The organism is Paenibacillus profundus (assembly GCF_021369635.1).
Classification (GTDB): domain Bacteria; phylum Bacillota; class Bacilli; order Paenibacillales; family Paenibacillaceae; genus Paenibacillus_B; species Paenibacillus_B profundus.
Map to the genome: position 1 here is coordinate 147,253 of NZ_JAJNBZ010000007.1, position 20,006 is coordinate 167,258.

Annotated in this window: 20 protein-coding genes; 16 read left to right on the forward strand and 4 right to left on the reverse strand. The window is 47.6% G+C overall.

Annotation, left to right across the window (positions count from 1 at the left end; translation table 11 throughout):
* The first annotated feature begins 152 nt into the window (after positions 1-152).
* From LQV63_RS11910 to LQV63_RS11920, 3 genes are read left to right on the forward strand one after another with little or no spacing between them, the layout of a single operon-like run.
* On the forward strand, positions 153-1,100 hold the full coding sequence (locus LQV63_RS11910) for a ring-cleaving dioxygenase (protein WP_233696879.1): 948 nt from the start codon (positions 153-155) through the stop codon (positions 1,098-1,100).
* Positions 1,100-1,711, forward strand: coding sequence for an alpha/beta hydrolase (locus LQV63_RS11915; protein ID WP_233696880.1), 612 nt, complete (start codon positions 1,100-1,102; stop codon positions 1,709-1,711). Before LQV63_RS11910 ends, LQV63_RS11915 begins: the two co-directional genes overlap by 1 nt.
* 27 nt (positions 1,712-1,738) lie before the next feature.
* Complete coding sequence (locus LQV63_RS11920) at positions 1,739-2,350, forward strand: flavin reductase family protein (protein WP_233696881.1); 612 nt, start codon at positions 1,739-1,741, stop codon at positions 2,348-2,350.
* A 46-nt stretch (positions 2,351-2,396) separates the two neighbouring features.
* Here the strand turns inward: LQV63_RS11920 and cdaS are convergent, their stop codons facing one another.
* Positions 2,397-3,029 (reverse strand): sporulation-specific diadenylate cyclase CdaS, encoded by a 633-nt coding sequence (gene cdaS / locus LQV63_RS11925; RefSeq protein ID WP_019422078.1) that lies wholly within the window; start codon positions 3,027-3,029, stop codon positions 2,397-2,399.
* A 544-nt stretch (positions 3,030-3,573) separates the two neighbouring features.
* Positions 3,574-5,499, reverse strand: a complete 1,926-nt coding sequence (locus LQV63_RS11930) for an acyltransferase family protein (protein WP_233696882.1) — start codon at positions 5,497-5,499, stop codon at positions 3,574-3,576.
* 503 nt (positions 5,500-6,002) lie between these two features.
* Between LQV63_RS11930 and LQV63_RS11935 the strand changes: the two genes are divergently transcribed.
* The 7 genes from LQV63_RS11935 to LQV63_RS11965 all read left to right on the forward strand — a co-directional run bounded on the left by LQV63_RS11935 (position 6,003) and on the right by LQV63_RS11965 (position 11,569).
* Positions 6,003-6,212 (forward strand): hypothetical protein, encoded by a 210-nt coding sequence (locus LQV63_RS11935; RefSeq protein WP_019422075.1) that lies wholly within the window; start codon positions 6,003-6,005, stop codon positions 6,210-6,212.
* A 32-nt stretch (positions 6,213-6,244) separates the two neighbouring features.
* A complete protein-coding gene (locus tag LQV63_RS11940) occupies positions 6,245-6,916 on the forward strand; it encodes a hypothetical protein (RefSeq protein WP_019422074.1) in 672 nt (223 codons plus the stop codon).
* Positions 6,916-8,106 carry a glutathionylspermidine synthase family protein gene (locus LQV63_RS11945; protein ID WP_233696883.1) on the forward strand — a complete coding sequence of 397 codons (1,191 nt, stop codon included), beginning with the start codon at positions 6,916-6,918 and terminating at the stop codon, positions 8,104-8,106. Before LQV63_RS11940 ends, LQV63_RS11945 begins: the two co-directional genes overlap by 1 nt.
* A 5-nt stretch (positions 8,107-8,111) precedes the next feature.
* Positions 8,112-8,801 carry a hypothetical protein gene (locus LQV63_RS11950; RefSeq protein ID WP_233696884.1) on the forward strand — a complete coding sequence of 230 codons (690 nt, stop codon included), beginning with the start codon at positions 8,112-8,114 and terminating at the stop codon, positions 8,799-8,801.
* A complete protein-coding gene (locus LQV63_RS11955) occupies positions 8,798-9,187 on the forward strand; it encodes a DUF350 domain-containing protein (protein WP_233696885.1) in 390 nt (129 codons plus the stop codon). Before LQV63_RS11950 ends, LQV63_RS11955 begins: the two co-directional genes overlap by 4 nt.
* Positions 9,188-9,329: 142 nt before the next feature.
* Positions 9,330-10,472, forward strand: coding sequence for an AI-2E family transporter (locus LQV63_RS11960; RefSeq protein ID WP_019422070.1), 1,143 nt, complete (start codon positions 9,330-9,332; stop codon positions 10,470-10,472).
* A 17-nt stretch (positions 10,473-10,489) separates the two neighbouring features.
* On the forward strand, positions 10,490-11,569 hold the full coding sequence (locus LQV63_RS11965; RefSeq protein WP_233696886.1) for a hypothetical protein: 1,080 nt from the start codon (positions 10,490-10,492) through the stop codon (positions 11,567-11,569).
* Between the two features lie 38 nt (positions 11,570-11,607).
* Here LQV63_RS11965 and LQV63_RS11970 read toward each other — a convergent pair whose 3' ends face one another.
* Complete coding sequence (locus LQV63_RS11970; protein WP_233696887.1) at positions 11,608-12,195, reverse strand: TetR/AcrR family transcriptional regulator; 588 nt, start codon at positions 12,193-12,195, stop codon at positions 11,608-11,610.
* A gap of 361 nt (positions 12,196-12,556) precedes the next feature.
* Here LQV63_RS11970 and LQV63_RS11975 point away from each other — a divergent pair, with 361 nt between their 5' ends.
* On the forward strand, positions 12,557-13,735 hold the full coding sequence (locus LQV63_RS11975; protein WP_233696888.1) for a cation:proton antiporter: 1,179 nt from the start codon (positions 12,557-12,559) through the stop codon (positions 13,733-13,735).
* A 151-nt stretch (positions 13,736-13,886) separates the two neighbouring features.
* Positions 13,887-14,792 (forward strand): HPr(Ser) kinase/phosphatase, encoded by a 906-nt coding sequence (gene hprK, locus LQV63_RS11980; protein ID WP_019422066.1) that lies wholly within the window; start codon positions 13,887-13,889, stop codon positions 14,790-14,792.
* A 203-nt stretch (positions 14,793-14,995) separates the two neighbouring features.
* On the opposite strand, the gene LQV63_RS11985 is transcribed toward hprK, so the two are convergent.
* On the reverse strand, positions 14,996-15,811 hold the full coding sequence (locus tag LQV63_RS11985; RefSeq protein WP_233696921.1) for a divergent polysaccharide deacetylase family protein: 816 nt from the start codon (positions 15,809-15,811) through the stop codon (positions 14,996-14,998).
* Between the two features lie 175 nt (positions 15,812-15,986).
* Here LQV63_RS11985 and LQV63_RS11990 point away from each other — a divergent pair, with 175 nt between their 5' ends.
* The 4 genes from LQV63_RS11990 to LQV63_RS12005 all read left to right on the forward strand — a co-directional run bounded on the left by LQV63_RS11990 (position 15,987) and on the right by LQV63_RS12005 (position 19,918).
* Positions 15,987-17,123: an amidase domain-containing protein gene (locus LQV63_RS11990; protein ID WP_233696889.1), complete on the forward strand. Its 1,137-nt coding sequence runs from the start codon at positions 15,987-15,989 to the stop codon at positions 17,121-17,123.
* An 86-nt stretch (positions 17,124-17,209) separates the two neighbouring features.
* A complete protein-coding gene (locus LQV63_RS11995; RefSeq protein ID WP_233696890.1) occupies positions 17,210-18,688 on the forward strand; it encodes an oligosaccharide flippase family protein in 1,479 nt (492 codons plus the stop codon).
* 94 nt (positions 18,689-18,782) lie between these two features.
* On the forward strand, positions 18,783-19,655 hold the full coding sequence (locus LQV63_RS12000; RefSeq protein ID WP_233696891.1) for a polysaccharide deacetylase family protein: 873 nt from the start codon (positions 18,783-18,785) through the stop codon (positions 19,653-19,655).
* Positions 19,656-19,807: 152 nt separating this feature from the next.
* Positions 19,808-19,918 (forward strand): YjcZ family sporulation protein, encoded by a 111-nt coding sequence (locus LQV63_RS12005; protein ID WP_233696892.1) that lies wholly within the window; start codon positions 19,808-19,810, stop codon positions 19,916-19,918.
* Positions 19,919-20,006 lie beyond the last annotated feature (88 nt).

Below are 20,006 nucleotides of genomic sequence, written 5' to 3' on the forward strand. Positions count from 1 at the left end.
TTAGCAGCGGAACTTTTTTGGAATGATATCTCGAAATGAAGATAATAAGCATCGAACTAATAGGTAAATGATTTAAATGATTATGACGTTTTTAGGATAGGATACGGTTCGTTATCGGACTATATTGGTGAACGATAAAGGAGAGAACACATATGACATTGCAAACTGCAGGAATTCATCATATTACGGCCTTTGCAAGAGATCCGCAAGCAAACGTCGACTTTTACGCTGGAGTGCTTGGTCTGCGGCTCGTCAAGAAAACGATTAATTTCGATGCTCCTGAAGTATACCACCTTTACTTCGGCGATCATGCGGGAAGCCCAGGCACGATCATTACATTTTTCCCATGGCCTAATTCGCGTAAAGGACGTATCGGTGGCGGTCAAGTGGGAATTACGACGTATGTCGTACCCCCAGGCTCGCTTCGTTTTTGGGAAGATCGCTTGAAGCGCTTCGGAATTTCGGTCATGAAAGCGACAAGGTTTGCGGAAGATTATCTTCAATTCTCGGACAATGAAGGGCTGCGGCTCGAACTCGTCGAACGACAAGCAGGTCCACATAGCGAGTGGACATTTGGTGGCATTCCGACCGACAAGGCGATTAAAGGGTTTGGCGGTGCCGTGTTATTCAGCACGAATACAGAGAAGACGATAGATACACTCGAAAATATACTTGGATTAAAAAAAGTCGGAGAAGACGTCCAATATGCTCGTTTCCAGGCTGCAGGCGATCTTGGCAACCTCATTGATGTGCCACTGACTAGCTTGGAGGCTGGAAATGGGGGTGCAGGCACCGTACACCATATTGCATGGCGCGCGAAAGACTTTGCGGAGCACGAGGAATGGAGAAACATAGTAGAGCAGAACAACTATCAATCGACGCCGATAATCGATCGTCAATATTTCAATGCCATCTATTTTCGGGAAGGAGGCGGCATCTTATTCGAAATTGCGACGGATCCGCCAGGTTTTGCGCGCGATGAAGACGCAGACGCGTTAGGCGAGAAATTGATGCTGCCAAAATGGTTTGAACCGCATCGCTCTGCAATTGAAGCAAACTTGCATCCGATCCAAGTACGTACATTGGAGGAGGGGAAATAATGAAGCATATTTTCGAAAAGGGTGCCGATTCAAAGGCGCCGACGCTAGTTCTATTTCACGGAACCGGAGGAACGGAGCACGATTTGCTGCCGCTCGCCAACATCATTTCTCCTGAATCCTCAGTGCTCAGTCTCCGGGGCAATGTACTGGAACATGGGATGCCACGTTTTTTTAAACGGTTGGCCGAAGGCGTCTTCGATGAGGAAGATCTGATCTCCCGGACAAAAGAAGTGTACGATTTCTTGGAGCAGGCTGCTGATGAATATTCACTCGACAGAACGAACCTGGTTGCCGTCGGTTACTCCAACGGGGCTAATATTGCAGGCAGCCTGCTATTTCATTATAAAGCTGCATGGAAGGGCGCCATTCTCCATCATCCCATGGTTCCACGGAGAGGCATAGAGCTTCCTGGCTTATCAGACACCCCTATCTTTATTGGGGCGGGCACAAATGACCCGATTTGTTCGCCTCAGGAAACAGAAGAGCTTAACAAGCTGCTCAGCGAAGCGGGTGCATCGGTTGCCATCCATTGGGAGCACTTCGGCCATCAATTGACAGCTTCGGAGGCGGCAGCAGCAGCGACTTGGTTTCGGGAACAATTTTTGAAATAATTGCGCAGGGTGAACAGGAGGATAGATATGATATCGATTGATCCGGCAATGCAAAGCGAACGGGATAATTATAAGCTGCTCATCGGCAGTGTAATTCCGAGACCCATTGCTTTCGTAACGACGCTCTCGCAGGATGGAGTATTAAATGCCGCACCGTTCAGCTATTTCTCGATCGTCTCGAGTACGCCGCCGATGCTGTCGGTATCGGTGCAACGCAAAAACGGAGTCATGAAGGATACAGCCAGAAATGCAATCGAGATGGGGGCGCTTGTCATTCACATCGTGGATGAAGCCGCCATTGCGGCCGTAAACGAAACGGCGGCCAACTTGCCACCGCATGAGAGCGAAGTCGAGTTAGCCGGTTTAACGCCGGTTGCAAGCGAAACGATTGCCGTCCCGAGCATCGCTGAAGCGAAGGTCAGAATGGAATGTGTGTTGGAAAGGTCCATACCGCTCGGGGGAACTGGCGAAATACCGACCTGCGATTTGATTATCGCTCGTGTCGTTCGCTACCAGATCGCGGATGACATTTATGACAATGGCCGTATTGATCCCGAAAAGTTAAATCCGGTCAGCCGTTTGGCAGGAAGCTATTATTCCACATTAGGAAAGCTGTTTTCGATAGAGCGTCCACAATAGTGGAGTGCAATTAAGCCATAACCTCCATTGGTCGTACAGATGGTGGTTATGGCTGTTCGTCGTTCGGATTAACGGGAGCAATTGGATAGAGTTTGCCATTCAAGGCGAATGATGCCGTTCCTCTTTCTTCAGAGACGACGAGAACAAGGGCATCGCTGCGCTCGCTCAATCCCGTTGCGGCACGATGCCGGGTTCCTACTTTCGTTCCGGCAGGGACGGAATGGGACAGGGGCAAAATATTGCCAGCCGACACGATTTCGTTCGCTCGGATGATGACGGCGCCGTCATGGAGGGGACTGCCTGAAATGAAGATGGACTCGAGCAGCGAATGGGTTAAGGTTGCACCAATAGGAGTGCCCGGCTGAATCAAATTTTCAAGCGAATCTTCTCGCTGCACGACAATCAACGCACCGAGCCTTCGCTGTGTCAAATGATTAATGCCTAATGTCAACTCGGCATATTTGTCAGTATACGGAGATAAATAACAATTCAAATAGAACGAAGCGGCTGTCGATTCGATCTGTATGATTTGTTTCCTTATATGCTCAAACATACCGAGCAAGCAGTTATTTTCACGATCGAGCACATCCAGACTGTGGCGGATATCGCCAAATACCTGCTCCAATTGTTGTCTCAAATTACGTTTCACTGCGGACATATTGCAATTTTCAGTCTGCATTACAATAGACTCCTTATCATGCCTTAGACTTCATGTAAATCTAATGTAGACTGCCAGTTACTTGTTTATACTGGAAACTTCATGAAAGGACTAATGCCAGCACCGACTGCACCTTGCAATAATGTCAGAGTCCCCGATAGAACTGAATGGTGAATCGATGTTTGGATTAAAAATGCTATATAGGTTGAACTACATTGTTTTTCCGCGGTCAAAGTAAGTTCCATTGGAAAATTTACAGTAGAATGTATGGATGAGGCGGCTATACGGCATTTTAACTGTATTTTGTACAGTGGATCGGGCTGTTTTCTGCGATTGCGGCGAAATGAGTGTCATATCATTGGACGATCTCCAATCAAACCTACCGACAAAGAGGTTTACGTGCTGTTCCATTGGACAGAATCCAATGTAGGATGAGACAAAGAGGACACGGCTCAGCTTTTATCCCTGCCTTTTCGCTTGTTAAGAGGAGCTGTGCTGGATGACGTTTAGTTCCAGCTTAAATCAAAGGACATCGTACTTTGTGTGAGCACGATGTCCTACCTTTTTATCCGTCATTTCGTTTCGCAGGCGCTAATCCTACTCGTACCGCTTCGGCTACGAGCAAGGCATAATACTTGGCTCCGGACTTATTCAGGTGCACTCTGTCAGGTGCAAAATAGGAGTCCTTATCTTTGCTGGCCGCGTGCCAATCGACGAGTGTGGCATTAGGCAGTGCTTCAGCGACTTCTTTCAAAGCGGAGTTGACTTGACTCTCATATTCATCCGGCATACGGGTGTTTACTAATACGATTTGTCGGACACCCTCCAGCGAACTCAAGTAGGCAATCAATTCTTTCTTGTTGAATACCCCGTTCGTTCCCAACTCAACAATGAGATACTCGCCCAGTTTACCTTGTTCTTTAAGCTGCTGCAGCACGTCGGGAGCTTTGGACATTTGGCGGCCGATCTCCGCATCAACTTCGATATTCTGGAACTGCTGCTCCAAGTAGGGCGCGACATCGACCATAATAGAGTCACCGATGGCCGTCACCATGAGCTCTGCCTGGATACTTCCCGAGTCCGGCGGATCCGGCTGCTTGTTAACTACCGAATCGACATGAGGCTTGCGAGAAGGATCGGGGTTATTCTTTGTCTCAGCCTTACCACCCTCATGCTTGGAACGATCGGGAGCAGGCTTGTCGGGCTTATCTGGCTTACGGTGATCCCTCATAACAGAAGGGCTCTTCTCATGCGTCTCGTTGCTGGCCGAGATGACGGGAGTCTGATAACTCATGCCGAAGCAAAATACGATGAATACGCCCAAAATGCATACTGATGCAATCCAATGCTTTATCCGTACCTGATGCCACTGCCAACTCCGGTCGGCGATTTGTTGGCGGACCGACCCCAACTTGCCGCGACGAACCGGTTCTTCGATAAACCGCCATGATATTGCGGCAACGATGAAACTGAGTACGATCTGTACAATGATCAGGCTCCAATCGGTTTCCCCTCTCCGATCAGCCGGACTGGTCAATACGATAACAGGATAATGCCATAGATAAATGCCGTAGGATCGAACGCCAATCCACCGGAGCGGCCCCCAACTCAACAGCCGGCTCAAGCTGCTTGCCGGATGAGCGACCGCTGCGACCACCATGGCAGCAGCTATGGACAGGAGGACGAATCCGCCGCGATACAGCATATCGTCATATCGATTCATTAAGAAAAACATCTCGATGATGACAATGAGTCCGGACCAGCCGATAATTTCAATCATCACCCGCTCCGGGCGAGAAATTCCAATGCGCAATCTAGCGCTCGGCCACAAAATGGCGAGCGCTGATCCAAGCAACAAAGCGAATGCCCGGGTATCCGTTCCGAAATAGACTCGGCTAGGATCGGTTCCAGGCTCATACATAATCGCCATAGCCATAGATGAAATCGCTGCAACGGCGAGTATTGCTGCAAACAGCTGTCCGCGCTTCGGAGCATAACGGAAAGCAATAGCTAACAGCAGCGGCCATATCAGGTAAAACTGTCCTTCCACTGCAAGAGACCACATATGTATAAAAGGGGATTGAGGCCCAAAATGATCAAAGTACGAAACCTGATGAAAGATAAGCCACCAATTGCTGGAATACAACAATGTTGCCAGCACATCCCCTTTTACCGTAGGGAGCAGGGACTTATCCATAATTGTAATCCACGCCACGACGGCTACAAGCATGACGAGCATGGCGGGAAGGAGCCGGCGTGAACGGCGAATCCAGAAGTCTTTGAGATGAATTCGATGATTTCGTGTCCGTGCGGCAATGATAATGTCCGTAACGAGATAGCCAGACAATACGAAAAACACGCCGACTCCCAGAAATCCTCCAGGCAGCCAACTCGGGTCAAGGTGATAAATGATGACCGCGAGCACCGCCAATGCGCGGAGTCCATCCAACCCTGTCATATAGCGTCCTTGTTCCTTACTCCGGCCATTCATATTTCATATCTCCTTCATAGTCTGAAACCGAAACCGTATGTATGAAATGGAATGCTCTGTCATTCCACTGATAAATGCTATGTATAACCCGATCACCAATCCACATGCGATCCATTCATTCTCTATCCTTTCTATATTCGATTGGTGCGTCCGCATGAATGGAGGCATAAAAACCCCCGTTATCTGCTACATAAGAAAACGGGGGATTATCCTCAACAGCATATATACTTCATCAAGCGACTTGAATCCGATTCACTGCCCGCAGTCATCACGATATGTATTCCTGTCATAACTATAAATGACTATTGAACCGTTATCGTTACAAAGTCATCACAAAAACGATTCAAAAGCGTAACACCTGTTATTGTTACGCAGCAAAAATGCCTTGGTTGTTTTAGATATGAAACTTACCATATATTAACGCCGTAAAAAGATATGATTAGAGGTAGTTCAAAAAGTCCCTTTTTGATAACGGATAATGAACAAGTTTGGAGGAGAATTCATTGCACACCAAAATCGTTATTTTCGAAAAATCAGCCTCCGGGGAACTTCTTCCTATCGATGAACGGGAATGGAACGCAAATATGGTCCAGTTGCTGGATCATGCTAATTATTTGCTCGTGAACGACATCGAATACGAGATGCTGGAAGGACGCCTGAACGTAAACACGGGGGAGTTTGAACTGCTTGTCGTTGCGGCACAGAAGCCATAAAGCGGATGAAGCAGGGGAGGAGGCAAGAACAGATGAACGAGGAGAAACGAACCGGTGAACAAGCTCCGGAAGAGAAACCTAGACATAAAGAGAAATCATTAAAGGTGTTAAGCACCTCGCTGGGCGTCGCCTTGGCGGCCAACTTGCTCTTAATCCCATCGGCATTGGGACAGGAAGCGGCTGCACCGGCCGATCAGGCTAAATTAGTAGAATGGTCTACGGAGGAAGTCAAGAAATATTTCGATGCGAATGTGGATTGGAACATTCCTCTGCCCCAAGAGAAGGAAGGGGAGCAGCAAGGAAGTGGCAGTGGAGGCGCTGTTGCCTCAGGTGGAGCTAGCAGCCAATCACCGACCGTCATCCATCACGGCGGCTTCGGATGGGACGATATGCTGCTGTACCATTTGATATTCAACAATGGAAGAGCCTATTCTTCTTCCGGTTGGTCGACGAGAGGCGGAGTCTACGATACGCGCACTAATGCGCCCTATAAGACCAAATCGTTTTCGGCTGATGCATTTCAGAATCGTCCCGTCGTGAATTCGGCGATTCGCCCGCACACGTCGAACGGATCGGGTTCGATAATTCGGCGTTCGTCCGTCGGCGGCACTAAATCGAATTCTTCCTCTCCTGGTGGTATCGGCGGCAAATCGAGCGGGTTCAGTTCTTCGAACAGCTCGAAGGGAGGAGGCTTCGGCGGATAATGGGATTCGAAGTAATCGGGACGCCTCATGCCGATAGGGCTTCACGTGTCGATCAGCTTGCAGCGCTTGGATTCGGTTGGGCCGATTGGCAGGAGGAACGGTATTGGATAGACCAGATTGTCACCATGAATAGGCACACGTATCAGGAGCTTTTTTCCGTATCGGCAAAGCTGTGGAGCATTTTTGACAAAGCAGCCCGCTTCGTTATCGGACGGAGGGATCTGTACGACCTGTTGTCCATTCCGGAAGTGCTGTGGGATGGATTGGACACGCTGACGCTGGACGAGTTCGGCAAGCTGAGCAAGTATGCCCGTTTTGACTTTGCCATATCGGATAACGGGGCCATCAAGCTGTTGGAATTAAACGCGGATACGCCAACCGGATATGTGGAAGCAGCAGTGGCAACGCCGTGGATGTGCGACCAACTCGGCGCATGGACACCGAACTCGGCCATGGCCGACCGGGTGAAGGAAGCTTGGGCTGTGGATCGGCCGGACTATGCCGCTTGCGTGGGCTATGGGGAGCATGCTGAAGATTCAGGAACGATCGATATGCTCGTACAGCATTCCGGGCTTCCGGTTCGCTGTATAGATTGTCTGGAGCTGTGGGTCGACGATGGCGTGGTAAAGGATGCTACACAGCAGGCGATTCACAGTCTCTTCGCGCTGTACCCGAAAGAGTGGATGGCGATCGATGATGGGGGAGAAGCGTTATCTTATGCCATTGAAACGGGCAATGTGCGGCTCTTTAATTCACTGCATGCGGTCATCTTGCAGTCGAAGGGGCTGCAAGCCGTCATCTGGGCGGTACATGAACTAGGGTCCGAGCTGTATACACCGGAAGAGCACGCCGTTATTGAACAGTATATGCTTCCAACCTACAACAAAGCCGTGTTCGACGGAAGCTACGTATCCAAATCGATGTTCGGGCGTGAAGGCGGCTCCGTATGTCTGTTTGATTCGCACGGCAACATGGAAACCAAAGATGAAGAGGGCTTTGACACAAGCTGTTTCTTCAGCAGGGTGTTCCAGAAGCGGGCAGAACTGGCAACCGTACGGCTGCACAACGGAGATTATCACCTGCTGACCGGTGTATTCGTCATTAATGGAGAGCCGTGCGGCATCCTCGGACGCGCCGGGGGGCTTATTACAGGTAATAGCAGTCATTTCGTAGCGATTGGAGTGAGGTGATAGTCATGAACCAAGACTGGAACCGTCAGAGACGGGATTCGAACCGTTACCGCAAGGGCCATTCAAGCAAAGATAACCAGCGCACGCTTAAAATAATTATAGCGTTTGGCGTTATCATTTTTTTCATAGTAATAGCCAGTCAACTGTTCAATTCTGGAGCGGACGATGCCGGATATACAAGCGCAACCGCGACCAATACAGTCCCATGGGACTACAAAATTGATAGCGCCACGGTCGGCGACATCATCGGCGGGGATATGACGCTGCTGCCGGATAACGAGCTGCTGCCGAATGACAACAACTATGCGACAGGAGACAAGATTTGGACGCTGCAATATATGACCGCTGAAATGATCGCGGGCAACGAAGGACGCAATGACGTCCGATTATCGTCCTGGGAACCGATCAAGTCGTATCCATCCAAGCAGGACGCGGAGAAAGATCTGCAAAGCTTAAAGGTAAATTTAAGCGCCGATGTCGAGTTGCTCGGTGTATATAAAACGGAGTATCAAGGCAAGTTCCGTCAGTTCGCCGTCATGACATTGCCTTCGGGGCATACCGTCAAACAGCCGATCGACGAGGCTCGTTACTTACAGTTGAAAGATAAGAAAAAGGTGAAGGCTGTGTTGGAAGAAGTGCATGACTTTGTTGATTATGATTTGGCGATGGCCAAATTCAGGGGGTGGGCAGATTGATCGCCATCAATATTATGATTAGTATTTTCGTTATCATTGTGCTGCAGTTTGCTGGGATGTACATTTTCAGCTTGCTGACGCCGTATAACGATTTCGATGAATTGAAGCAAGGAAACGTCGCTGTCGGGCTTGCGATGGGCGGCAAATTTTTGTCGACGGCAATCGTGCTTGGCATCTCGGCTTACACCAATACATCGATCTGGCATATGGCTCTCTGGTTCGCAGTCGGCTATGTATGCTTGATGATGACCTATTTGCTGTTCGATTGGGTTACGCCAAGGATGAAACTGTCCGAGCAGCTGCAAGAAGGCAACGTTGCCGTAGGCGTGCTGCTCTGCTTCTTGTATATCGGTATGAGCTTCGCGATTAGCAGCTTAATCATATAATCGTCAGATCGAGAGAAGCGATAAACGAATACCAATTTGTAAACCAATCGAGCGCGATGACGCTTGATTGGTTTTTATTGTATAATATTTTTATTGATTGCCCAACGCTGATATTAGGGAAGGTAGAGAAGGGGGAATGGGAATGGAGCGACCTCCATCGAGGACAACCAAATTCAGGATGTTTTTTCTCAACAATAAATTTGTCCTGTTTTTGCTAATTTTGCTGCTTATCGGACTGAACATATTCGTTTTGACCAAGATTTCTTTTGTTTTTGCTCCATTGCTCATCCTAATCAAGACGGTGCTGCTTCCGGTGCTTTTGTCGGGGGTCTTGTATTATTTGCTCAATCCCATAGTCGATTATTTGGAAAAGAAAAAGGTAAAGCGCCCATTTTCTATCCTTATTCTCTATATATTGATTCTCGGAATCATTACGATTGTCGTGTTGGCCGTCATTCCGGTCATCCAGAGACAAGTATCCGACTTGATTGCCAACTTCCCTGTGTTCAGCGAGCAAATCCAGACGCTATTCACCGATTTAATCGGCAGTGACTTCATTAATCGGTTCCAGCAGACGATTGCCTTTGAATCATCGAAATTGATGAATACGATATCCGAACGTGCATCTACCCTCTTAAATAACACATGGTCAGGCATCGGCGGCTTTTTAGGGGCTGTGACAGAAACTGTCCTTACTCTTGCAACGGTGCCGTTCATATTATTCTATTTGCTGAAAGATGGAAAGCGGTTGCCACAGTACATTCTGTCATTCGTACCGACTACGCTGCGGAAGCAGACCGAACAAGTCATGACGGAGATGAACCATCAGATTAGCTCCTATATCCGCGGACAGATCGTCGTTAGCTTCTGTATTGGAATTCTGCTTTACATTGGCTATCTTATTATCGGTCTTGAGTATTCGCTCATTTTGGCCGTTATCGCAGCCTGCACGAGCATCGTTCCTTATTTGGGGCCTGCCATTGCTATCACGCCGGCGTTAATCGTAGCGCTTGTGACATCACCGGTTATGCTGCTCAAGATGATCGTCGTCTGGACGGTAGTCCAATTGATTGAAGGCAAGTTCATTTCGCCACAGATAATGGGTAAGTCATTGCAAATCCATCCGATCACGATTATATTTGTCATCCTGACAGCCGGTAACTTATTCGGAATTCTTGGCATCGTCTTGGCTGTTCCCGGTTATGCCGTGTTGAAGGTGGTAATCACTCATTTGTTCAATTGGTTTAAAGCTCGTTCACATCTGTATGAACCAGATGATATTTAGTCAAAGTGAGGTGCTTTATGTTGAAACATTCGCATTCCTGTTGGCGCACGCTATCATTCATTGCAGTCATCACGGTCGCATTCGCCCTCGTACTGCCCGTATCTACATTTGCAAGCGGGGGAGACGAAGCTGATATTCAAGACTGGCCCGTCAATGAACATGCCGTACTTCATGTCGTGAGCGGAAGCGGGCAAGATTACAATGTCAACCTGCCTCCTTTTATCGATTACCGTCTCATGGACGGCGGGGCACAGCAAGGGAAGCGGCTAATCCTGTACGGAACGGGTCAATCGCATCAGGCACTGGACTTGACCAAGTTGACATTCATACCGTTCCCGAAATTCAGCCCTGGGGTGAAGACGGATAATTTCGATGAACTGGTGTCCGATCGGATGCATAAGCAGGAGACGTATGTTGTGAAGAACGGCCGCACGTTATACCGGCTGAATGTCAGCACCAAACAGTACGTCAAGCTGTTCGAGAGCAGCAAGCAAATATACGGCGTCTCCTCCTCGCCGGATGGCAAATATGCGGCATTGCTCATCACCACCGATAAGTATGAAGGACCAGGCGCTGACTTGCACGTGTTCTCGCGAGAAGGAAAGCTGCTGCGCTTACGGCAGAATGCTGCTTTTTTATCCCACAGCGATGGCATGTTCAGCATGTATCCGATGCGATTCTCCGACAAGGATACAATCGAGGTGCTGACCGAATATGCCGCACACACCGATCAAAATGCGGTACAGGGTACAATGGCATGGAAATGGCGTACGGGTGAGAGGGGGTTCACTCCAACTCCTTATGCTAATATTAAAGGCAATGTCATGACTGTCCCAAATGATGAAGCCAAGTTCAAAACGCTACCCATTCCGAAAAACCTCAGCGTTTCATTAACTTCTATGGAGAATGAACGGCCTCTCGTTCACTATTCACCGGATCACAAGTCATTTGTGTATCAAGTGCATAATGATCAGTTATGGCTATATTCCTTCAAGACATCGAAATGGAAAAAGATCGGTCAAGGCACGTTCGTGAATTGGCTGAGCGACAGCAAGCTAATCTGGTTGGAACGGTATCAACCTTTTATCCGAGTGTAGTAACGACAACCGGGTATACGGCCTCCATTTACCTCATATTAGTGAAAGTAGCGGTCAATCAATATATCTAGTTGCATTTCAATTGGAGGCAAATTCACATTTGCACCTGCTTGCAAAATCGGAAGCATGAGCGTTGGGAGGAAGACAGCACCGAACACTTGCGTCATCATCATCATCAGCTTTTCTGCATCTTCTTCTCCCGTCAGTTCTTGCAGAATTGCTTGGGCTTTGTGAAATCCCATTGTTTTTAGAAAGATTCCATACTCGTATTGAGATTCAAAGGTGACGGCTCCCTGAGTAATGATTCTTTTGACCAACTCGGGGTATTGCTGAATGGTGCTGACATATTGAAGCAGGAACATCTTTAATCTTTCCTTGGGTGACAACGTCAGATCGTCTAGTACTTCGAAGCTCTCTTGAAATGAAGTAAGCAAGACTTTTACGGCTTCGCTAATTAATTTTTGTTTCGATCCGAAATGGTAATTGACGAGCGCAATGTTAACATTGGCCAGAGAGGCAATCTTTCTGACCGTTACGGCTTCGAATCCTTCACTTTTGATTAATTCTAAGGTGACGTTCAAAATAATCTCTTTTGTCGATACGTCATTCTCCAACGGTGGATTCATCTTATCCCTCCTCGTGCACATCTTCATATTCCTGATTTTAAACGACGTTTAAATCATTGTTTAACTGTATGTTATCATCATGACTTTTCTTCGTCAACCGCGCATAAAAACACGTCCGCAAGTCATGTTCCCGCAGATATGACGTTCCGGTTCGATTGCAGATGGATGTTACCATGGTCGAAGGAGGAACTATCCATTAACTGGGTTAGTGAAAAAAGTATTGCAACTTACTTTGCACTCCCGTATAATATGGTTATATTTGAATAAAAAAACAATGTTTTAATTGGAGGAGCCTGCCATTCTGGGCTCCTCTTTGTCTTTTTTACAATTGTTAATTATTTCAAGGAGTGTGAGACAGCTAATGGAATTCATTTTGTATCTTCTCTTAATCCTACTATTCACAAAGATAGCCGGTGATTTATCCGTTCGAATCGGGCAGCCGGCAGTCTTGGGTAAATTGTTAGTGGGCATACTGCTGGGTCCAGCCGTTCTAGGCTGGATTCATAATAGCAGCTTCATTCATGAGCTATCCGAGATTGGTGTGCTCCTGCTTATGTTTATCGCTGGCTTGGAGACAGATTTGGAACAGCTTCGAAAAAATTGGAAGTCTGCATTTGCTGTAGCCATCGGCGGAATCATCCTGCCATTCATCGGAGGCTACGGTGCAGCCATTGCATTCGGCTTTACCCCTAGCTATGCTTTATTTTTTGGAGTACTCTTCTGTGCCACTTCTGTCAGCATTTCAGTCCAAGTGCTGAAAGAAATGAACCAATTGAACTCTCGGGAAGGGACGACCATCCTAGGTGCAGCAGTAGTCGATGATGTATTGGTCGTTATCTTGCTTGCCTTTATAATGAGTATTCTTGGACAAGGTTCGGATGTTTCGCTCGGACTGTTGATTGGCAAAAAAATATTGTTCTTTGTCGTCATCTTCTTGGCGAGCATGTTCCTCGTTCCGCGAGTGATGAAATGGTTAGCGCCGTTAAAGGTTACCGAGGCGGTCATTAGCGCCGCTTTAATTATTTGCTTCGGCTTCGCCTACTTTGCTGAATGGATGCAGATGGCCGGGATTATCGGCGCATTTGCTGCTGGTATCGCTGTATCGCAAACGACCTTCAAGCACGAGGTTGAGAAGAAGGTCGAGCCGATTGCGTACGCCGTCTTCGTTCCTGTCTTTTTTGTAAGCATCGGTCTGAATGTATCGTTCGAAGGGATCGGTGACCAACTTGGACTGCTGATTACGATTACCATCATGGCTATCATTACCAAGCTGGTGGGCGGATGGATTGGAGCGCGACTTACTGGATTTGACAATCAATCTGCTCTCGCCATTGGATCCGGAATGATTTCCAGGGGAGAAGTAGCGCTGATTATCGCTTCGACCGGATTACAATCTGGACTGCTGATGCCAGAGTATTTCACTTCCGTCGTCATTATGGTTATTATTACGACCTTGGTCACACCGCCATTGTTGAAAATCATGTTTAATAGAAAAGATAAAAACCAAATCAAGTCCAGTGAAAAAGCAGTGAACTTATAAAAAATGGGAGCCTACAGTTTCTAAGCTGTAGGCTTTACTATTTTTGAGGTTTTTTCTGGAACTTATCCCTTTTCGGACGATGGAATGTAGTGTATTTGTCGCAAACTGGTTGTATAATTGTGAAAGTGTTCACGTCAAAGGAGGAAACGTTGTGAAAAAGATAACGGTCCAGCAGCTCATTGACCGCTTTCAATTGGAAATATTATCGGATGATGCCGGTTCCGAACGTACGGTCTCAAAGACGCGCGTGCATCGTCCTGGACTGGAATTCGCCGGATATTACGATTTCTTCCCGCAGGAACGAATTCAAGTACTCGGGAAGAAGGAGATTACCTATCTTCATACTTTGACCGAAGAAGAACGTAACGAGCGAATCCATAATGTGGTTCGGTACCATCCGCCTTGCTTCATCGTTACCCGGAATCAGGAAGGGCTCACGTATTTAATTGAGCATTGCAACAGAGAGGGCATACCATTGCTCCGCACAACAGAAGACACTTCCAAATTCATTGGCGTCGTGGACTCGTACTTAACGAAAATGCTGGCGCCTGAAATCCAAGTGCATGGCGTGTGCGTCAACGTGGCAGGAATTGGGGTGCTTCTGCGAGGCAAGTCGGGGATAGGAAAGAGCGAGACGGCTTTGACGTTGATCCGGCGCGGACACCGTCTCGTCTCCGATGATGCGGTTGTGCTGAAGAAGATGAATGCCGAGACCTTAATCGGCACTCATGACGGCAAGACGAGAGAATTTCTCGCGCTGCGCAGCATTGGATTGATTAATGTGGCACGCATTTATGGTCGGAGCGCCTTTCAGGAAGAGACTCGAATCGTGCTGGACATCGAATTGGCGAAGTGGAAAGAGAATGAATTGAACAATGAACTGCAATTGGAGCCTGGTTATGTGGAGTATATGGGTGTGAAGGTGCCTACGATTCAAATCCAGCTGCAGCCAGGCCGCGATGTAGCCAGTCTGGTCGAAGCGGCAGCGAATAGCTGGTATTTGCAGCTGCAAGGCTATAGTGCCGCAGAAGATTTCATTCAACGATTGAATATGTAACCTATGAGCAAAATGATTAACGCGGATTCTATTTGTAACGGATGAGAATATGGAGCACGCAACCATCCTCTACTCGGGTCGCCCGCTGAATAATCGTTAATGACCTCCTAACAGTTATACGAGACCTAGTGCAGTACAATAACCTCAGGAGATGGTCCTGAGGTTATTGATAATGATTTTCTTTCATTTTTAACCTTGCATGATCACATATTGACCATGGTCTTGTTTACTGAATCCAACAACTCCGTTATTTTCTTGAACGTAATTTGTTCCTTGCTCATTTTCTCCATTTGTTCTTTCAGAACGGATGCCGTTATTTTCCCGGCATTGCCAACGTGTCCAATGGCAACACATACATCATGTTGATTGAGATGCTGCCGCATCAACATGAATTGCTTTTGGATCGCTGCCTTTGTATGAACATCATCCAGGAAAATATGATTTACAATACAAGGAACTTTGACCTCACGAGCTACTTTTGCAACGATACTGCGATAATTGGTGTGACTATCCAAGAAAAAGAAACCGCGCTCCTTGCATGCTTGAAGTACATTCCTCATTACTCGCGGATCGACCGTAGCCTTAGAACCCATATGATTGTTCATTCCCACCGCATAAGGGACGTTGTCTATGGCGGCATGAACACGCGTGCGAATTTCAGTGTCGCTCAAATCGGTCGTGATTGCGCCCGGACCAAGCCAATGCTTCTTCCCTGATAACGCCTCCATCGGCATATGAACAATGACATCATGTCCGGCAGCGTGCGCCCGCTTGGCATCGTTGACCGTGTTCGGCATGAAGGGCATAACGGCAACGGTTACCTTAAACGGCAGTTCCATCACTTCTTTTGTGCCTCCTGTGTTATTGCCGAAGTCATCGATTACGACGATCGCTGTTTTTCCGTGCACTTTTAGTTGCGATAAGGCTTGAGCAGGTTCAGGAGAATGCAGGAGCGATACCATGACGGATGCAAGGATTAACAACTTACACCATTTCATGTTTATATTTGTACGATTCATCATCCACACCCTATTTCATGATTCAGTACATATCGTGTGAACATTTATCGGAATTTAATCTGAAATTTTTTGACAGCATCATATATCCTGTGCTGGACATATTAAACAGGACGTTCATGTTCCTGCATCAATACATGTAAGCAGTGATTTGAAGTAAGGGAGAATGGAAGAGAAGATGTTCAGGCAAATGTACTCAATGATATTGGTTATTTGTTTCTGTAGCATGGCGATGTTGCCGCAGGCAGCCGCAGCACCTAAGGAGCTGGATGAAGAGCTTTCTGTCTTTATACGACAGCTTTTCTCGGAACGGGCCCATTATTTGATTCATCAAGACAAAGGCAAATTGAGCAGGTACTATTTGAGCTCTAGTGCATCGAGCCGGAACGCTATGCGGCATGAAACGGACAGATCCGAATATGTTCAAGCTTGGGCCGAACGCAGAGGAATCCAATTCGTAAACGCGAAAAGCCATGTGCGCATTATTCGAATAAGCAAACAAAAAGATAAAGCTTATATTTCGACCGTAGAATCCTTGAAGCTCGATTATGCATACATCCATAGTATGATGCCTGTTCAATCATTTGGTCTTGGGACCCGTCATGCTCTGACTATTACGAAGACAGACGGAAAATGGCATGTGCTGCGTGAGTGGTATTTGGATCCGCTGGAGGAAAATCCGAAACTGATTCCAGATTCGGACGGTATGATCCTGAGTTCCAATCGTCATGTCGAGTCATCCGAGCTTGAGAAACAGTCGGCCTCGAATTCCAAGCGGAGATATAATCGCCATAAAGCTGTTGAATATGCGAACAAATATGCTGGTGCAGCTTGGGGCTCAGGCCATAAGCATCGTTATAACCCGAAATACCGGGATTATACCGGATTAGGCGGCGATTGCACCAACTTTGCATCCCAATGCATCGGGGATCGGCAGGAAGGCGGCGGCTTGCGGATGAGTGGAGGTTGGCGTCATATCAAATCCGGGGGTGGAAGCCGAACATGGGTTCAGACCGATGCTTTCAAGGATTTCCTTCTCCGCAGCGGTTATGGCACGCTCATCGCAAGAGGGAATTTTCAAGACATCGTTACCGCAAACAAACGGCACCCGTCTGGCGCCATCGCGAAGCTGCGGCCTGGAGATCTGATTGCTTACATGCTCCGAGGCGACGTTGACCATTTTTCGATCGTCGTTGGCTTTGACATGAACGGATATCCGCTTGTGAATTCTCATACGGCGGATCGATATCGGGTTCCGTTTGATCTCGGTTGGGATAAACATACCACTTATTTACTGATTCATATTCGCGACTGAACTGACTTGCAGCACAGGGAACATAACACAATCATTCCGTTCATACAATGATGAGGACAAGACGGAATGGTCGGTGATTTCTATTGATGCTGCCAGCAATCGTAAAGCAGACGGCGCTCCGCACTGGAGCCATTTTTGCGGGAAAATGTATCGGTTTAGTCGGAAGAGTCACATTGACAAGGCTGCTCGGAGCAGAAGGAATCGGCCTATACCAGATTGCATATTCGTTCTACGGGATTGCACTGATGGTCATCACAGGCGGATTGCCCACTGCTCTAGCCTTGTTCACAGCTAAGCACCCAGCCAAGGGGTGGGGAGCTTTTCGGAACATGTCCGTACTCGTAGCCCTAATAGGAGCTGCCTCTGGATTTCTTGTATACTCGAATTCAGGCGTGATCGCCACAATGCTCGGGAACGACCAACTCGCGGCAGCGGTGCGTTGCCTGGCTCCGGCTCTTATCGCCGTTCCGCTGCTTCAGTTATTGCGAGGGTATATGCAAGGCACAGAGCGATACGGAGTGATCTCCGTCTCCGAGCTAGCGGAACAAGGCGTACGGGTCGCGCTGTTGATTACACTCGTCATTCTGTTCTCCTCCCATGGGATAGGAGCCGCGCTTGGAGCTGGCATTACAGGGACGGCGATCGGCGCGCTAGTTGCGTTCATCATCATAACGATATACGTTGCCGCATCGAAGCAGATTGCAACAACATCTGCACAGACATGGTCGTATGGCGGAGAGCTGAGTATCCTATTTCGTACCTCTTTGGCTATCGGATTCACAAGGATGCTTGTACCGGCGTCTGACTTTATCGACTCGATATTAATTCCGAGGCGGTTACAAGCAGCCGGGAATTCGGTCTCGGAAGCAACCGCGATGTATGGCGTCTTTATGGGGATGGCCATCGTCATAGCGTATGTGCCGACAATCGTCACGGCTGCGGTATCGCACACGATGACGATGAAGATTGCTGCAGACTTTCAGCAGGGACGAATGTATCAATACCATCGTAAAATCGAGAAAGTGTTGAAACTCGGTTGGACATGGGGTAGTTTGAGCGGGATGTTTTTATTTCTATATGCAAGTGAGCTATCGAATTTCATATTCGGTACACCTGAGGCAACGGAACCGATACGTTTCTTATCAGCTATTCCACTCATCGTAGGACTTCGTGAGTTGACGACAAGCATGCTGTGGGCGCAAGAACGAAAAAGTACACCCTTGGTAGGACTGATCGGCGGCATCGGATTGTCTACCGTGCTTCTTTATTTCTTGTTGGCGCTTCCGGGATTCGGATATAAAGCGGCATCCATCGGCACCCTCACGTTGGAAACGGTTGCGGTACTGTGGAATTTGCGGGCGCTCCGCTCAAAAGATACTACCTTATTCCAGTTGAAATGGATAGGGTGGGATCTCGTATTATTTATCGTAATCATGCTGTTCGTCTTTCCTTTTGCTATGCAGCATATTCATTTGAGTCATGCAACGACGGTTGCATGCAGTATGCTCTTGTACTGTACATGCGCGGCATTCATCATCGGAATACGGATGAAACATCTTAAATAAGGACAACGCCGATGTCGTCGTATCTGCTTTCATGCATGACGTCGTAATCAAAAGGGGACATTTTGCACAACCTGTATAAGGAGTAATAGTTGGAATGAAAAGGATTGAAAGGTGCATACTTGGTTTGCTGCTCATAATGCTGACTACACAGTTCCTTATATCGACGGTTGTTTCGGCACCGGCACCAAAACAACCGATATACACAGACTCGGTTGCCGTACTTATGTATCATCATGTTCATGAAACGGACCGCAGCTCAGGGACGATAAAGACAAGCCTATTTCGAGCACAGCTATCCTATTTAAAACAGCGTGGATATCACTTTATATCTCTGGAAGAGTTCCGTCAGTACATAAATGGGGGCAAAGTCCCTCCCAATGCGGTACTCGTCACATTCGACGACGGGTATGAAAGATTTTATTGGAATGCTTTCCCGATACTGCAAGAGCTCCATGTTCCGGCTGTTAACTTTTACGTTACCCGACGTATGTTCTATTCGGAAGGTCTGCATGTTCCTCCCATGAAGAGAGATCAAATCAAGAACATGCTGAATACGGTCCCAAGAATCGATATCCAGTGCCATACCCATAATATGCATAAAAAAGTAAACGGAAGGGCCGTGCTAGCGTACCGGTTGCCGCTTCCGCACGGCAGAATGGAGAGCAGGGGCATGTATCGCAAACGGGTGTTGGATGACACATTAATCTGCAGGAAACAGCTGAAATCGCTTCAAGTGAGACCTGTCGACAGCTTCGCTTATCCATACGGAAAATATTCAAAGGATGCGAAATCCGCCATCTATGAGGCTGGGATCCGATATGCATTCACCATCCGGCCTGGAATTATGACACGGCATGCCAATCGCATGACGATCCCTAGAATTAATGCCGGAAATCCTTCAATCACTCCGCAAAAATTGCACGATTATATCGTCCGTTTAGCCAAATCCAACTCTGCGGTAAAGTGAGCCAAGCAATTGTGGCTTTACAGCAATGGGGACGCTCCGGGGTAAGGATGAAGTATAGCAACCCGAGCGTCAATTTAGGCATATTGCCGTGTCAGGATGTAGATTGACCTAATATAATATTTACGTATCATCATATGAAGGAGGGTTCATCAATGGGCGAATGCGTTAAAGGTGTAGGAGGCTTCGGTCCACACTTTACTTCAACGGCAGTCATTCTGGTTCTCTTCATCCTTCTAGTTATTGTCTCTAAAGGATTCTGTTAAGAACGATAATAAGATTAAATACATCATACCCTTCGTAATGGTTCAGGCACATTATTGTTTGAATCCTGCCGATGATAAGTCGGCAGGT

Coding starts and splice junctions, on each gene's coding strand:
- cdaS (WP_019422078.1), bottom strand. CDS start 3,029: ATGCAGACTGAAAATTGCAATATGTCCGCAGTGAAACGTAATTTGAGA.
- LQV63_RS11920 (WP_233696881.1), top strand. CDS start 1,739: ATGATATCGATTGATCCGGCAATGCAAAGCGAACGGGATAATTATAAG.
- LQV63_RS11990 (WP_233696889.1), top strand. CDS start 15,987: ATGTTCAGGCAAATGTACTCAATGATATTGGTTATTTGTTTCTGTAGC.
- LQV63_RS11965 (WP_233696886.1), top strand. CDS start 10,490: ATGTTGAAACATTCGCATTCCTGTTGGCGCACGCTATCATTCATTGCA.
- LQV63_RS11940 (WP_019422074.1), top strand. CDS start 6,245: ATGAACGAGGAGAAACGAACCGGTGAACAAGCTCCGGAAGAGAAACCT.
- LQV63_RS11995 (WP_233696890.1), top strand. CDS start 17,210: ATGCTGCCAGCAATCGTAAAGCAGACGGCGCTCCGCACTGGAGCCATT.
- LQV63_RS11915 (WP_233696880.1), top strand. CDS start 1,100: ATGAAGCATATTTTCGAAAAGGGTGCCGATTCAAAGGCGCCGACGCTA.
- LQV63_RS11930 (WP_233696882.1), bottom strand. CDS start 5,499: ATGAATGGCCGGAGTAAGGAACAAGGACGCTATATGACAGGGTTGGAT.
- LQV63_RS11910 (WP_233696879.1), top strand. CDS start 153: ATGACATTGCAAACTGCAGGAATTCATCATATTACGGCCTTTGCAAGA.
- LQV63_RS11970 (WP_233696887.1), bottom strand. CDS start 12,195: ATGAATCCACCGTTGGAGAATGACGTATCGACAAAAGAGATTATTTTG.
- LQV63_RS11985 (WP_233696921.1), bottom strand. CDS start 15,811: ATGAATCGTACAAATATAAACATGAAATGGTGTAAGTTGTTAATCCTT.
- LQV63_RS11950 (WP_233696884.1), top strand. CDS start 8,112: ATGAACCAAGACTGGAACCGTCAGAGACGGGATTCGAACCGTTACCGC.
- LQV63_RS11945 (WP_233696883.1), top strand. CDS start 6,916: ATGGGATTCGAAGTAATCGGGACGCCTCATGCCGATAGGGCTTCACGT.
- LQV63_RS11960 (WP_019422070.1), top strand. CDS start 9,330: ATGGAGCGACCTCCATCGAGGACAACCAAATTCAGGATGTTTTTTCTC.
- LQV63_RS11975 (WP_233696888.1), top strand. CDS start 12,557: ATGGAATTCATTTTGTATCTTCTCTTAATCCTACTATTCACAAAGATA.
- LQV63_RS12005 (WP_233696892.1), top strand. CDS start 19,808: ATGGGCGAATGCGTTAAAGGTGTAGGAGGCTTCGGTCCACACTTTACT.
- LQV63_RS12000 (WP_233696891.1), top strand. CDS start 18,783: ATGAAAAGGATTGAAAGGTGCATACTTGGTTTGCTGCTCATAATGCTG.